The organism is Stenotrophomonas sp. TWI1183 (assembly GCF_039673115.1).
Classification (GTDB): Bacteria; Pseudomonadota; Gammaproteobacteria; order Xanthomonadales; family Xanthomonadaceae; genus Stenotrophomonas; species Stenotrophomonas maltophilia_AA.
In genome coordinates, this window is sequence record NZ_JBDJKZ010000011.1 from 100,196 (window position 1) to 113,228 (window position 13,033).

The 13,033-nt window shown below is 68.5% G+C and carries 12 protein-coding genes; 7 read left to right on the forward strand and 5 right to left on the reverse strand.

What is annotated here, in order from left to right; genetic code table 11:
- Positions 1–10: 10 nt before the first annotated feature.
- The 5 genes from ABE434_RS11990 to ABE434_RS12010 form a co-directional block, all read right to left on the reverse strand.
- Positions 11–850 carry a PhzF family phenazine biosynthesis protein gene (locus ABE434_RS11990; RefSeq protein ID WP_346478988.1) on the reverse strand — a complete coding sequence of 280 codons (840 nt, stop codon included), beginning with the start codon at positions 848–850 and terminating at the stop codon, positions 11–13.
- 68 nt (positions 851–918) lie between these two features.
- Positions 919–1,509 (reverse strand): cysteine dioxygenase family protein, encoded by a 591-nt coding sequence (locus ABE434_RS11995; protein ID WP_176990778.1) that lies wholly within the window; start codon positions 1,507–1,509, stop codon positions 919–921.
- Between the two features lie 116 nt (positions 1,510–1,625).
- Positions 1,626–2,489, reverse strand: coding sequence for a rhamnogalacturonan acetylesterase (locus ABE434_RS12000; protein WP_346478989.1), 864 nt, complete (start codon positions 2,487–2,489; stop codon positions 1,626–1,628).
- Positions 2,489–4,111 (reverse strand): carboxylesterase/lipase family protein, encoded by a 1,623-nt coding sequence (locus ABE434_RS12005; protein ID WP_346478990.1) that lies wholly within the window; start codon positions 4,109–4,111, stop codon positions 2,489–2,491. Before ABE434_RS12005 ends, ABE434_RS12000 begins: the two co-directional genes overlap by 1 nt.
- On the reverse strand, positions 4,104–5,096 hold the full coding sequence (locus ABE434_RS12010; protein WP_346478991.1) for an alpha/beta hydrolase: 993 nt from the start codon (positions 5,094–5,096) through the stop codon (positions 4,104–4,106). The genes ABE434_RS12005 and ABE434_RS12010 overlap by 8 nt, the downstream gene beginning before the upstream one ends.
- A gap of 152 nt (positions 5,097–5,248) precedes the next feature.
- On the opposite strand from ABE434_RS12010, the gene ABE434_RS12015 reads away from it, so the two are divergent.
- From ABE434_RS12015 to ABE434_RS12045, 7 genes are read left to right on the forward strand one after another with little or no spacing between them, the layout of a single operon-like run.
- Positions 5,249–6,070 (forward strand): 2-keto-4-pentenoate hydratase, encoded by an 822-nt coding sequence (locus ABE434_RS12015; RefSeq protein ID WP_176990782.1) that lies wholly within the window; start codon positions 5,249–5,251, stop codon positions 6,068–6,070.
- Between the two features lie 37 nt (positions 6,071–6,107).
- The gene (locus ABE434_RS12020) at positions 6,108–7,112 is read left to right on the forward strand and encodes a TRAP transporter substrate-binding protein (RefSeq protein ID WP_176990783.1); all 1,005 of its coding nucleotides are present in this window, start codon (positions 6,108–6,110) and stop codon (positions 7,110–7,112) included.
- A gap of 12 nt (positions 7,113–7,124) precedes the next feature.
- Positions 7,125–7,655, forward strand: a complete 531-nt coding sequence (locus ABE434_RS12025) for a TRAP transporter small permease (protein WP_176990784.1) — start codon at positions 7,125–7,127, stop codon at positions 7,653–7,655.
- Positions 7,656–7,658: 3 nt separating this feature from the next.
- The gene (locus tag ABE434_RS12030; RefSeq protein WP_121043820.1) at positions 7,659–8,942 is read left to right on the forward strand and encodes a TRAP transporter large permease; all 1,284 of its coding nucleotides are present in this window, start codon (positions 7,659–7,661) and stop codon (positions 8,940–8,942) included.
- Positions 8,915–10,072: a pectate lyase gene (gene pelA / locus ABE434_RS12035; RefSeq protein ID WP_346478992.1), complete on the forward strand. Its 1,158-nt coding sequence runs from the start codon at positions 8,915–8,917 to the stop codon at positions 10,070–10,072. Before ABE434_RS12030 ends, pelA begins: the two co-directional genes overlap by 28 nt.
- 38 nt (positions 10,073–10,110) lie before the next feature.
- The gene (locus ABE434_RS12040) at positions 10,111–11,691 is read left to right on the forward strand and encodes a family 43 glycosylhydrolase (protein ID WP_346478993.1); all 1,581 of its coding nucleotides are present in this window, start codon (positions 10,111–10,113) and stop codon (positions 11,689–11,691) included.
- 43 nt (positions 11,692–11,734) lie between these two features.
- A complete protein-coding gene (locus tag ABE434_RS12045; RefSeq protein ID WP_121044030.1) occupies positions 11,735–12,793 on the forward strand; it encodes a LacI family DNA-binding transcriptional regulator in 1,059 nt (352 codons plus the stop codon).
- The last annotated feature ends 240 nt before the right edge of the window (positions 12,794–13,033 follow it).

The following is a 13,033-nucleotide window of genomic DNA, read 5'->3' on the forward strand; positions in this document are numbered from 1 at the left end:
CCGCCCTGGCTCACAGCGTGACCTGCCCCTCGATGCAGGTCACGCAGTCGCCGCCGATCCACAGCGCATCGCCCACGCGCTCCACCCGCAACCGCCCGGCGCGGCCGATCGCCGTGCCCTGGCTGATCACATAGCGGTCCGGCGCTTCGCCGGTGGCCAGCAGCCAGCGCGCGATGCCCGCATTGAGGCTGCCCGTGGCCGGGTCCTCCGGCGCGCCGTCGCCCGCGATGAAGGCGCGGCTCTCGTACTGGGCCTCCTCGCCATCGCTGGGCTGCCACGGTCCGAACACACCGACCTTCAGGCCTTCCAGCCGCGCATAGTCCGGCTGGACGGCCAGCACCGCCGCACGATCACGCAGCCGCAGCGCGAGCCAGCCGGTGCCGTTGTCCGCCCAGCGCGCATCCACGACGTCCTCCGTCGCCACGCCCAGGCCGCGCCGGACGCGCTCGCGCAGGTCCGGCGTCAACGCCTCGCCCCGCAGCAGCGGCGGCGCCAGGAACGCCAGACCCGTCTCGCTGCGCCGGATGCGTACCAGGCCGATCCCGCACTCCTGCACGATGTCCTCGCCCTTCGGCATGCCGCCATGCGCCAGCCAGGCATGGCAGCTGCCCAGGGTGGGATGCCCCGCGAACGGCAGCTCTTCCAGCGTGGTGAAGATGCGCACGCGGTAGTCCGCCCGGGGATCGGTCGGCGGCAGCAGGAAGGTCGTTTCGCTCAGGTTGGTCCAGCGTGCGAATGCGGCCATCCGCGTGTCGTCGATGCCTTTGGCCTCCAGCACCACGGCCAGCGGATTGCCGCGCAGTGGATCCTGGCTGAAGACATTGACCTGTTGGAACGGCAGCGTGGGCATGGCGGACCATCGGGAACGGGTGGAACGCGCATGATGCGCGCCACGCCGCCGCCCGGTCGAGCGGAGGGCTAGGCCGCGTCGGTTTCCATCACCTGCACGCGGCGCTGGTACCAGCCGTCGGCCTCGGGCTCGAAGATCGCGCTGCGGGTCATCTCGCCCTGGTAGACGTGCACCGAGATCGCCAGGTCGTCATCGCTGGTATTGCGGAGGGTGTGGTACTCGTGCGGCGGGATCAGGCTGCCGGCACTGCCGCAGTCGCCCAGCACGGGCGGCTCCGGGCGGAAACGGAAGCGCTCGCCGTCGCGCTCCAGCAGCTGGTACTGGGTGATCTCCAGCTGGCCCAGCCAGACCCCCTCCACGCACCACAACCCGCTGTGGTCGTGCAGCGGCGTGCCCTGGCCCGGTCCCCAGCTCATCGCGACGATGCTGTAGCCGTGCACCGGGCTGCGGTACAGCTCGCGGCGGGCGTAGTGATCCTCGATCGGGTGGTGCACGCAGGCCGGTAGCTGGATGCGGCTGTCGGCGATTGCTTCGCGCAACGCCGCCCGCAGCGTGGCGGCGATCTGGTGCGCGTGCTCGTGCTGGACGGCATGGTCGACCGCAGCGATCAATCGATCACGACCATGGAACGGCGGAAACGGGTTGCATTGGTCTTGCATGCCTCGAGTCTAGGCGATTCTGGTGAACAGCGTGTTTGACCTGAATCACATCCAATCGACCCACGATCGCCGACGTAGCAATCCATTCGAAAGAAATCTTCGCGTTCGCCTATCGATCAGGGGATCAGCAGCGGCCGCAACGACGGGACCTGCCGGGCCAGTTCCTCGGTCACCAGCGTGGCGAACAGCGCCGCGCCGTCGGGGCCGAGGTGGGTGTAATCGAAAGCGAGCTTGGCCTGCCCCATCGGCTCGGCGACCGCGTTGTTCTGCGCGACGGGTGCGCCCGCCACGGGCGCCGCACCCACGGTGGTACCGCCCAGCGCCGCGCTGACCTGCGCCGGTGTGGCGGCCGCCTGTGCCAGCGGCATGGCGGCGACCGGCCCCAGCGCCTGCACCACCGCACGGCTGCGCGCGTGCAGATCGACCAGCGGCACCTCCATCTCGCGCGCCACCGTCCGCACCGCCTCGGCCCACGGCGCCAGGTCATCGATCAGCACGCCATCGGCGAACTGGCGGCGGGTCAACGGTGTCAGCAGGACCGGTTGCGCACCGGCGGCACGGATCTCGCGCACGTAGCGGCGCAGGTAGTCCGGGAACTCGCGCTGCAGGTCGGTGGAGCGGCCCGGCTTGCCGGGCTGGTCGTTGTGGCCGAACTGGACCAGCACCCAGGTGGTGGCATAGCCGGGCGTGCGCATCTCCGCCCCGGCCAACGCCCACGATCCTTCGGCACGGTAGTTGTAGGTGCTGCGGCCGCCGCGGGCCAGGTTGGTGCAGGTCAGGAACGAGGTCACGTGCCGCGCGCAGAACGCCGGGCCCCAGCCGCCCTGCACGGCGGTGGTGGAATCGCCGACCAGCACGATCTTGCTGGCCCGGATCGGCGTCGGTGCGGGTCGATCCAGTACCGCCGGGTCGACCGCGGCCTGCGCCGCACTGATCAGGCCGAACAGCGCGCTGCCCAGCAGCCAGGAAGTACACCGCATCAGAACGTGCCTCGTTGAATGAAGGGGGCCTGCTGATAGAGACGGCGCTCGCCACCGCGCGGGTCGTCGGCCTGCTGCGACGTGGCATCGAACACCATCGTTTCGCGGCGGGCGAGCGAATAGGTCTGCCAGCGTGGCAGTGCGCCATGATTCGGATCGCCATGGCGGGCAAAGGCGATCAACGCCTCGCTCATCGTGGCCGCCACGCGCGTGGCCTCTTCACCGTCACCGGTGCGCGAACCGGGGCGGTCGGTGTTGTCGAACACCAGCGGGATATCCAGCGTGTGGAAGGCTCCGAACCTGCCGCCGTCCAGCGGCGAGCCCCAATCGAGTTGATAGGCCCAGGTCGGTGCGCCTTGGCGCGCACGCGCCTCGAGCTCCTCCACCGCGCCCCGCCAGGAGCGGCCCGCGGTGGTGGCCGCGAAGAAGACCTCCGACGGCGTGTAGTGCGGATACAGGCGGCGGTACTCGGCGATCACCACCGACGGCAGCAGGTCCACGTACTGTTCCTTCTCCAGTTTGGCCGGCAGCGTCTCCCAGGTGAGGGCGAAGTTGGCCGGGTCGTTGCCGAGGAAGGCGCGGGTTTCATCGTGGGTGTTGCCGATCACCATCGGAATCCCGGCGGACTGCGCGGGCGCCTCCGGCCAGAACGGATGCACCGGCAGCGAACGCCCGTCGAGCACCGGCCCGACGTAGAGGCTGCTGTTCTCCACGCGCGACGGGTCGCGCGCACGGGTGGCGGCCAGCAGCGCTTCCATCGGCATCGTGCGCAACGCCTCGGCGTCGGCCGCGCCGACCGCCTGCATCGCTATCTGCGCGCGCTGGGTGGCCGCACGCGGGCCGGCGGCGGTCACCTGCTGCCCGCTCATGGTCCACGCGCGCTGGAACAGGCCGCGCGCGACGGGCATCGCCATCAGCGTGGCGATCTTCGCGCCGCCGCCGGATTGGCCGACCACGGTGATGTTGCCCGCATCGCCGCCGAACTCGTGTGCATGCTGGCGCACCCACTGCAGCGCCTGGACCAGATCGAGCTGGCCGACGTTGCCGGAATCGGCGAACCGCGCATCGCCCAGCTGCGCCAGGTACAGATAGCCGAACACGTTGAGGCGATGGTTGACCGTGACCACGACCACGTCGCCGCGCCGGCACAACGCGCTGCCGTCGTACAGCGGGTCGCTGCCGGAGCCGTTGTTGTAGGCGCCGCCGTGGATGTAGAACACGATCGGGCGCTTGCCGCCATCGCGCAGCGCCGGGGTCCACACATTGAGGTAGAGGCAGTCTTCGCTGCCCGGCCCTTCGCTGCCGCCCTGCGGCGCGGCATGGCAGTACGCCAGCGCATCACGCACGCCCCGCCAGGCCGATTCCTGCACGGCCGGCTGGAAGCGCCGGGGGGCGGTATCGGCGCCGTAGGGAATGCCGCGGAACACGTGGATGCCCTGCTCAAGCTGTCCGCGCACGCGACCACTGCGCACGCGTGCCAGCGGCGCGGCATCGTGGCGGGGGCCGGGCACGCCGGCGAAGGCGGGCAGCAGCGGCAGGCTGGCCGCACCCAGCATCGCGGCATAGCGCGCGCTGTCACGCAGGAAACGACGCCGTTGCAGATCGGCGGGGGAATCAGTCATGGCGCGCAGGCTCCGTATGGCGCGAAGGAATCCAGCGCAGGGCCAGCCCGGGCCACTGCGCGACGGTCAGACCGGCCGGGATGCGGACGCCGAAGCCATGGCCGCCGGACGGGAACAGATGCATTTCGGTGGAGACGCCGGCGCGCAGCAGCGCCTGGTAGTAGACCAGGCTGTTGTGCACCGGGACCACGTTGTCGTCCTGCGCATGCACCAGGAAGGTCGGCGGCGTATCGATGCGGACCTGCTCCTGCATCGAAAATTGCCGCTGCAGCGCCTCATCCGGATGCGGTCCGAGCAGGCGCGCACGCGAGCCGGTATGCGCATGCGTGCCCATGTCGATCACCGGGTAGATCAGCAGGGCGACATCCGGGCGTGCGCTGAGTGCATCGATGGCATCGCGGTGGGGATAGACCGGGGCATCGAAGCCGTTGCTCAGCCGCGCGGCGACGTGTCCGCCGGCCGAGAAGCCCATGACCCCGACGCGTGCCGGATCGATCTGCCAGCGGGCGGCATCCGCGCGGATCACCCGCATCGCGCGTTGCGCGTCGGCCAGTGCCGCTTGCCGATCGCTGCGGCCTGCAGGCAGCCGGTAACGCAGTACGAACAGGGTCACGCCGCCCTGCTCCACGAAGGCCGGCACCAGGGCGGTGCCTTCCTTGTCCAGCACGATGCGCTGGTAGCCGCCACCGGGCACCACCAGCAGGGCGCTGCCGTTCGGGCGTGCCGGCCGGTACACGACGAGATAAGGCGCACTGACGTTGTCGATGTAGCGGTCCGGCAGTGCGGGATCGGTGCTGCGCTCGATCACGTGGGGGACCGTGGCCGGGCCCGATTCGCCCGGCACCTGGCCCTCCGGCCACAGTGCAATGCGGTCCGGTGCCCCGGCGGCGGGTTCGGTCTCCGGGACGGCGCGCTCGGCCGCAGGCGCCAGGCCGCTGGCCAGCAGCAGGAGGATCAACGAAGGCAACACAAGGCAACGGCGCATCCGGGGACGTCCTTCCGGTAGAGGAAACAGGCATCGTGCCTGACCGGCAGCGCTTCTGATGCGCTGCACATTGCCAATGACACCGGTTTACCATATACAGCTCATCCAACCGCTGTCGATTGGCAGTGCAACAATTTTTCCGGGAGACCCGCTTGAGCAACGACCACGGCAAACAGGACCTGCCCGACCAGGGGTTGGGCGAGATCGCCCGGCACTTCGTCAGCGCCCGCCAACACGGCCAATCCCTGCCGGATTTCCCGGGAACCATCCCGGAAGACCTCGTCACCGCCTATCAGGTACAGGACCAGGCCATCGCGCTGTGGGACGACCAGGTGGTCGGCTGGAAGGTCGGCTACATCGCTGCCGAACGCCGCGACGGGTCCGGCGATGACCGCCTGCTGGGCCCGATCTTCGCGCGCCAGCTCTGGAATGCTACCGGTGGAACAGTCGAGATTCCTGTGTTCGTCGGTGGCTTCGGCGCGGTTGAAGCCGAGTATGTGATCCAGCTGCAGGAAGACGCTCCGGCGGACAAGCTGCACTGGACGCCGGAAGAAGCCGAGGCACTGCCCGCCAGGCTCTTCATCGGCGTCGAGGTCGCGAGCAGCCCGCTGGCGACGATCAACAAGCTCGGCCCGCGCGTGGTGGTGTCGGATTTCGGCAACAACAACGGCCTGGTGCTGGGCACCGAAATCGCGGACTGGACCCGTTTGGACGACGCCGACCTGCGTGCGGAGACCCGCATCGAAGGCCAGGTGGTCGGTACCGGTGGCGCCACCCTGCTGCCCGGCGGCCTGCGCACTGCCTACGCGTTCGCGTTGGCCCGTTCGGCGCAGCGTGGCCGACCGCTGAAGGCGGGTGATCTGATCGCCAGTGGCAACGCCACCGGCATCCACGACATCGCCGTGGGCCAGGAAGCATTGATCCGTTTCGTCGGTTACGGCGACATTACCTGCAAGGCCATCGCCGCCGGTTGACCGCGCGGACATGGCGAGCACGCTTGGGAGGGCGCAGATGTTCACTCGCAGAAGTTTCCTGGCTACCAGTCTGGGCGCGCTTGCCGCGCCCGCGCTGACGGCCTGTTCGCGGTCGTCCAACGCCGCACCGGCCGGTGCGCAGCTGTTGACCGCCACCGACGTCCACGTCGCCGATTACCCCACCGTCACTGCGGTGAAATGGATCGGGCAGACGCTGGAAGAAAAAACCGGCGGCCGGCTGCGGCTGCGCCAGTACCACTCCGGCCAGCTGGGCCGTGAGTCCGAGGCGATCGACATGGCCCGCTTTGGCGCCATCGACATCACCCGCGTCTACTCCGGCGCGCTCAACAACGCGTTTCCGCTGACCCAGGGCCTGTGCCTGCCGTACGTGTTCGAGTCGGTGGCGCACATGCGCCGCGCCCTTGATGGTGGCGTCGCCGATACGGTGCTGCAGGGCTTTGAAACCCGTGATCTGGTCGGTCTGGCGATCTACGATTCCGGCGCGCGCTGCTTCTACAACACCAAGCACCCGATCGTGGAACCCAAGGACCTGCACGGCCTCAAGCTGCGCGTGGCGTCTTCGGACATCTTCATCCAGCTGATGCGCCTGCTCGGTGCCAACCCGACCCCGATGTCGCTGGGCGATACCTTCTCGGGCATGGAAACGCACATGATCGACGGTGCGGAAAACAACATGCGCAGCTTCCATTCCAGCCGTCATTTCGAGGCCGCGCACTATTGGTCGCAGAGTGATCACTCCTACGCGCCGGACGTGCTGCTGATGTCGCGGCAGAGCTTCGATGCGCTGAGCCCGGCCGACCGCACCCTGGTGATCGAGACCGCGCGTGAATCGGTGCAGGTGATGCGCGAGCAGTGGGATGCCTCGGAAAGCACCGCGCGCCAGGCCGTCGCCGACTTCGGCATCACGTTCAACGAGGTCGACATGCCGGCCTTCCGCAAGGCCGCCGACCCGCTGCTGCAGCGTTACCTGCAGCAGCCGGAGCTGGCCGCCCTCACCCGTCGCATCCGCGACTTCGCCTGAGGCCCCGACGCGATGTCCGACTCGACTTCCGAAACCGTCATCACCCCCACCGCGCCGCAGCGCCTGCTCAACCTCATCGCCGATGTGGCGATCTACATTGCCGTCATCGCCCTGCTGGGCCTGGTGGTGGTGCAGGGCTGGCAGGTGTTCGCCCGCTACGTGATCAATGATTCGCCCAGCTGGACCGAGCCGGTCACGCTGCTGCTGCTCGCCACCGCGATGAGCCTGGGCGCGGCCACCGGCGTGCATACCCGCCGCCACTTCGGCTTCTTCCTGCTGGCCGCGCACATGGGACCGGGCCTGCGCCGCGCGGTCGATGTATTCGCCGCGCTGGTGGTGGCCGTGCTGGGCGTGGTCATCGCCTGGTGGGCAGCCGTGCTGCTCATGGACGGCCTGGACATCAAGGCCGCCGGCGCCCACCTGCCGCAGAGCATCAACTACCTGCCCCTGTCGATCGGTGGCGCCCTGATGGCGATCTTCGCCGTGAACCAGATGGCGCTGGCCGTACGGCCGGCCGATGCCGTTGCCGAGGGAGATCGCTGAGTCATGGGTATTACGATTCTTTTCACCGTGTTCGCGGTGCTGTTGCTGCTCGGCGTGCCGGTCGCGTTCGCGCTCGCCGCCGCCGCCCTGGCCACCCTGTGGTACCTCGATCTGCCGACGCTGGTGCTGGTTCAGCAGATTTCCGCCGGCACCGGTTCGGCCTCGCTGATCGCCATTCCACTGTTCATCTTCGCCGGCGAAATCATGATGCGCGGCGGCATCTCCGAACGGCTGATCTCACTGGCGTCCTCGCTGGTCGGGCGCATGCGCGGTGGCCTGGGCCAGGTCTCGATCCTGTCCTCGCTGTTCTTCGGCGGTGTGTCCGGTTCGGCCATCGCCGACGTCTCGGCGGTCGGCGGCACGATGATCCCGCAGATGGTCAAGCGCGGCTACGACCGTGACTTCGCGGTCAACGTCAGCATCACCGCCGCGCTGGTCGCGCTGCTGGTGCCGCCGTCGCACAACCTGATCCTGTTCTCGGCCGCGGCCGGTGGTGGCCTGTCCATCGCCGATCTGTTCGCGGCGGGCATCGTGCCGGCGCTGCTGATGACGGTCGTCCTGATGATCACCGGTTATCTCGTGGCACGCCGCCGCGGTTACGGCGTGGAGATATTCCCGGGCTGGCGCGCGGTGCTGCTGCGGCTGGTCTCGGCCCTGCCCGGCCTCGGCCTGGTCGCGCTGATCTTCATCGGTATCCGCGCGGGCATCTTCACCGCGGTGGAGAGTGCGGCGATCGCCGTGGTCTACGCGCTTCTGGTGACCACCGTGCTGTACCGCCAGCTCGACTGGCGCGAGTTCCTCGGCACGGTCACCCATGCCGCGCGCAGCACGGGCGTGATCCTGTTCGTGATCGCCACCGCAGCCGTGTTCGGCTGGCTGCTGGCGTATCTGGAAGTGCCGTCGGCCGCGGTCAACTTCCTGCAGTCGTTCGCGCACAGCCAGTTCATGGTGCTGCTGATGATCGTGGTGATGCTGTTGCTGCTGGGCACCTTCATGGACCTGGCGCCGATGATCCTGATCTGCACGCCGATCTTCCTGCCCGTGGCCAAGGCCTACGGCATCGATCCGATCCACTTCGGCCTGGTGCTGGTGCTGACCGGTGGCCTGGGCCTGGTGACGCCGCCGGTGGGCTCGGTGCTGTTCATCGGTACCGCGATCGGCAAGATCAGCGTCGGTGAGAGCATGCGCTCGATCTGGCCGTTCTGGTTCGCCGCGCTGGGCGTGCTGCTGATCGTCACCTTCTTCCCGGAAATGTCGCTGTGGCTGCCCGCCCTGCTGCGCGCGTAAGCGTGCGGCGGCTGGCAGCCCTGCTGTGGATCGCCCTGCCCTGCGCCGTCATGGCGCAGGGCCAGGACATCCCGCTGCGGGGCTTCCAGGACGGCATCAACCATTGGCAGAGTGGGCACGGCACGGACTACCCGCGCTGGTCCCCCGGTCAGTACCGGCAGATCGCCGACAACCTGGTCGCCCTGCAACGCCATGGCGGCGGCTGGGCGGTCAACCAGGATCCGCAGCGGATCCTCGACGATGCCGCCAAGACACAGGTGCTGGCCGACCAGGCCACGCCCGGCGGCAGCTTCGACAACCGCAACGTCTACACCCAGGTCGACTACCTGGCCGAGGCCTTCGCGCGCAGCGGCGATGCGCGCTACCGCGACGCAGCGGTACGTGGCCTGGATTTCATCCTTGCCGAGCAGATCCCGACCTGTGGCGGCTGGCCGCATTCGGTGCCGTCGCGCACCTCGTACCACGGCCACGTCACCTTCGCCGACGATGTCACCCGTGGCGTGCTGACCACGCTGCGGCGCATCCAGCGCGAGCCGGTGTTCGGGTTCATCACTGCCGATCAGCGTGCCCGCGTGGACGCCGCCGTCACCGCCGGCGATGCCTGCCTGCTGCGACTGCAGGTGCGCCAGGACGGCGTGCCGACGATCTGGGCCGGCCAGTACGACCGCACCACCCTGCTGCCCGCGCAGGGCCGGACGTTCGAGCTGCCGGCGCTGGTCACCGACGAGAGTGTCGGCGTGGTCCGCTACCTGATGTCGATCCCGGATCCCGCGCCGGAGGTGGTCGCCTCGGTCAACGCCGCGATGGCGTGGTTCCAGGCGCATGCGTTGACCGGGTGGCGGCTGGAGACCTTCGAAACCACCCCGGCGCAGTTCCAGTTCCACCGCACCACGGTCGACCGCCGCCTGGTCGCCGACGCCGGCGCCCCGCTGCTGTGGGGTCGCTTCCACGACCTGCACGACAGCGCCGTGCTGCTGGCCAACCGCGAGGGTGAGCGCGTGGCCACGTTCGACGAGATTCCGCGCGAGCGCCGCACCGGCTACCACTGGTACGGCACCTGGCCGCAGGCCCTGATCACCACCGAGTACCCACGCTGGCAACAGCGTCTTGCCGGGACCGGGGCGCGCTGAGCGCGCCTGGCCCACGATACGTTCAAGGGAGAGAGACGATGCACCTGAGGAAGACCCTGGCGAGCTTCGCCACCGCCTGCCTGCTGCTGGCCGGCGCCGGCCACGCCGCCGAGCCGGCCACCAACTGGAAGCGCGGGATCGAGAACCAGCGCCAGGCCGATCTGGGCAACGGCACTTTCCTCAATCCGGTGTTCGCCGGTGATCGCCCGGACCCTTCGGTGCTCAAGGATGGCGAGGACTACTACCTCACCCTGTCCTCGTTCGATGCCTACCCCGGCCTGCCGATCTGGCACTCGCGCGATCTCGTCAACTGGCAGCCGCTGGGCCATGCCATCACCAGGAATGTCGGTGCGATCTGGGCCCCGGACATCGTCAAGCACGGCAGCCGCTACTACATCTATTTCCCCGCCCGTACCGGCGAGACCCGCAGCAACTTCGTGGTCTGGGCCGACAGCATCAAGGGCCCGTGGAGCGAGCCGATCGACATCAGCCTGGGCGGCTATATCGACCCGGGCCACGCGGTGGGTGAAGACGGCAAGCGTTACCTGTTCCTCAGTGGCGGCGACTACGTGCAGCTGGCCGATGACGGCCTGAGCGTGGTCGGCACGCCCAGGCACGTCTACGACGGCTGGAAATACCCGGAAAGCTGGGATGTGGAGGCCTATGCGCAGGAAGGCCCGAAGATCAACTTCCGCGATGGCTGGTACTACATGACCACCGCCGTGGGTGGCACCGCCGGCCCGCCGACCGGGCACATGGTGATCACCGCGCGCTCGCGCTCGATCCACGGCCCGTGGGTGAATGCGCCGAACAACCCGATCATGCGCACCCGGTCGGCCGCCGAGCCGTGGTGGTCGCGCGGCCATGCCACGGTGATCGAAGGCACCGACGGGCGCTGGTGGATGATGTACCACGGCTACGAGAACGGGTACTGGACGCTGGGCCGCCAAGCGCTGCTGGAGCCGATCGAATGGACCGCCGATGGCTGGTTCGTGGCCAAGGGCGGCGACCTCGGCCAGCCGCTCGCCAAGCCGTCGGGTACCTCGGTGGGCCAGCACGGCATGGCGTTGTCCGATGACTTCCGCGGCAAGACCCTCGGCGCGCAGTGGTCGTTCTTCAACCCGGCCCAGGACGAGTACAAGCGCCTGGCCTTCACCGGCAAGGGCATGGAGCTGCAGGGCAAGGGCGAAACCCCGCGCGACAGCTCGCCGCTGACGGCCATCGCCGGCGACAAGGCTTACCAGTTCGAGGTCGAGATGGAGATCGCCCCGGGCGCGGTGGGCGGTGCCCTGCTCTACTACAGCGACCGCCTGTACGTGGGCGTGGGCAGCAATGGCGAGAAGTTCATCATGCACCGCTACGGCGAGGAGCGCCCCACCCGGCTTGCCCCCAGCGCCACCGGCGGCAAGCTGTGGCTGCGGGTGACCAACAACCGCCACATCGTCACCATCCACTCCAGCACCGACGGCAGAACCTGGCAGAAGTACCCGGTTCAGATGGAAGTCTCCGGCTACCATCACAATGTCGCGGGCAAGTTCCTGGCCCTGAAGCCGGCGCTCTATGCTGCCGGTGACGGCAAGGTCCAGTTCCGGAATTTCCGCTACCGCGCCCTCGATTGAGCTCCCCGCTAGAATCCCTTGACTCATCCCCGGTTTGAACGACATGTCATTGCGCAGCAAAACCGATCCGTCGCCGCACGGATTGACCAAAGGCAAGGCCGCCACGATCAACGACATCGCGCGTCTGTCCGGGGTATCCAAGAAGACCGTCTCGCGCATCATCAACAACTCGCCGCTGGTGCGTAAGGACACGCGCGAGAAGGTCGAAGCACTGATGCGCGAGGTCGGCTACACGCCGGACCCGCTGGCCCGCGGCCTGGCGTTCCGGCGCTCGTTCCTGATCGGGATGGTGTACGACAACCCGACCGCGCAGTACATCGTGGACATGCAGTACGGTGCGCTGGATGCGTTGCGCGGCTCCAGTTTCGAGCTGGTCGTGCATCCCTGCGATTCGCGCAGCCCCGGCTACATCGACGGCGTGCGCCGCTTCGTGCAGCAGCAGAAGCTGCACGGTGTGATCCTGGTGCCGCGTGCTTCCGAAGACCAGGCGCTGGTCGACATGCTCGATGAAATCGGCTGCCGCTTCACCCGCATCGCCTCGCTGCCGCTGGACGATACCTCGCAGATGGTGGTCACCCACGACCGCGACGGTGCCGCCGAAGCAGCCGACTACCTGCTCTCGCTGGGCCACCGCGATATCGCCCTGGTGACCGGCCCGAGCGCGTACCGCTCGGCGCACGAGCGGACGGCCGGCTTCATCGATGCGCTCGCCAAGCGCGGCATCGAGCTGCCGCCGGCACGCATCGTCGAGGCCGGTTACACCTTCGAATCCGGTGTGGCCGCGGCCGAGAAGCTGCTGCTGGGCAAGCAGCGCCCGACCGCCATCTTCACCGGCAACGATGAAATGGCCGCCGGTATCTACAAGGTCGCGCTGCGCGCGGGCATCAACATCCCGCGCCAGCTCTCGATCATCGGCTACGACGACAGCCCGCTGGCCTCGCGCCTGTGGCCATCGCTGACCTCGGTGCGCCGGCATACCCGCGACACCGGCCGGACCGCCGCCGCGATGCTGATCCAGCCGGATGGCCAGGCCGTGATGCAGCACGCCAGCGTGCGCCCGCACCTGATCGTGCGCGATTCCTGCCAGCCGCCCGAGGATTGACCCCCAAGGCGTCAATCCCCGGTAGGTCACGACCGTTGGTCGTGACGCTTCTTCGGTCGTGACGCTTCTTCTGTCGTCACCCTTGTTCTGTGGTGTCGCCTCCCCCGGTCGTATCGCCTCCCGTCCCGACTCCCGTCCGCGGGCCACCCGGCCTATCGTGCGCTGCAAAATGACACCGGTTTACCAACTGGCTACAATCACCTGAAATCGTGCCGGGGCCGACGCATCGCCCCACCCCTG

Excerpts from the sequence above, each read along its gene's own strand:
- ABE434_RS11990 (WP_346478988.1), bottom strand. The coding sequence starts at position 850 with ATGCCCACGCTGCCGTTCCAACAGGTCAATGTCTTCAGCCAGGATCCA.
- ABE434_RS12020 (WP_176990783.1), top strand. The coding sequence starts at position 6,108 with ATGTTCACTCGCAGAAGTTTCCTGGCTACCAGTCTGGGCGCGCTTGCC.
- ABE434_RS12010 (WP_346478991.1), bottom strand. The coding sequence starts at position 5,096 with ATGCGCCGTTGCCTTGTGTTGCCTTCGTTGATCCTCCTGCTGCTGGCC.
- ABE434_RS11995 (WP_176990778.1), bottom strand. The coding sequence starts at position 1,509 with ATGCAAGACCAATGCAACCCGTTTCCGCCGTTCCATGGTCGTGATCGA.
- ABE434_RS12045 (WP_121044030.1), top strand. The coding sequence starts at position 11,735 with ATGTCATTGCGCAGCAAAACCGATCCGTCGCCGCACGGATTGACCAAA.
- ABE434_RS12040 (WP_346478993.1), top strand. The coding sequence starts at position 10,111 with ATGCACCTGAGGAAGACCCTGGCGAGCTTCGCCACCGCCTGCCTGCTG.
- ABE434_RS12005 (WP_346478990.1), bottom strand. The coding sequence starts at position 4,111 with ATGACTGATTCCCCCGCCGATCTGCAACGGCGTCGTTTCCTGCGTGAC.
- ABE434_RS12000 (WP_346478989.1), bottom strand. The coding sequence starts at position 2,489 with ATGCGGTGTACTTCCTGGCTGCTGGGCAGCGCGCTGTTCGGCCTGATC.
- ABE434_RS12025 (WP_176990784.1), top strand. The coding sequence starts at position 7,125 with ATGTCCGACTCGACTTCCGAAACCGTCATCACCCCCACCGCGCCGCAG.
- ABE434_RS12030 (WP_121043820.1), top strand. The coding sequence starts at position 7,659 with ATGGGTATTACGATTCTTTTCACCGTGTTCGCGGTGCTGTTGCTGCTC.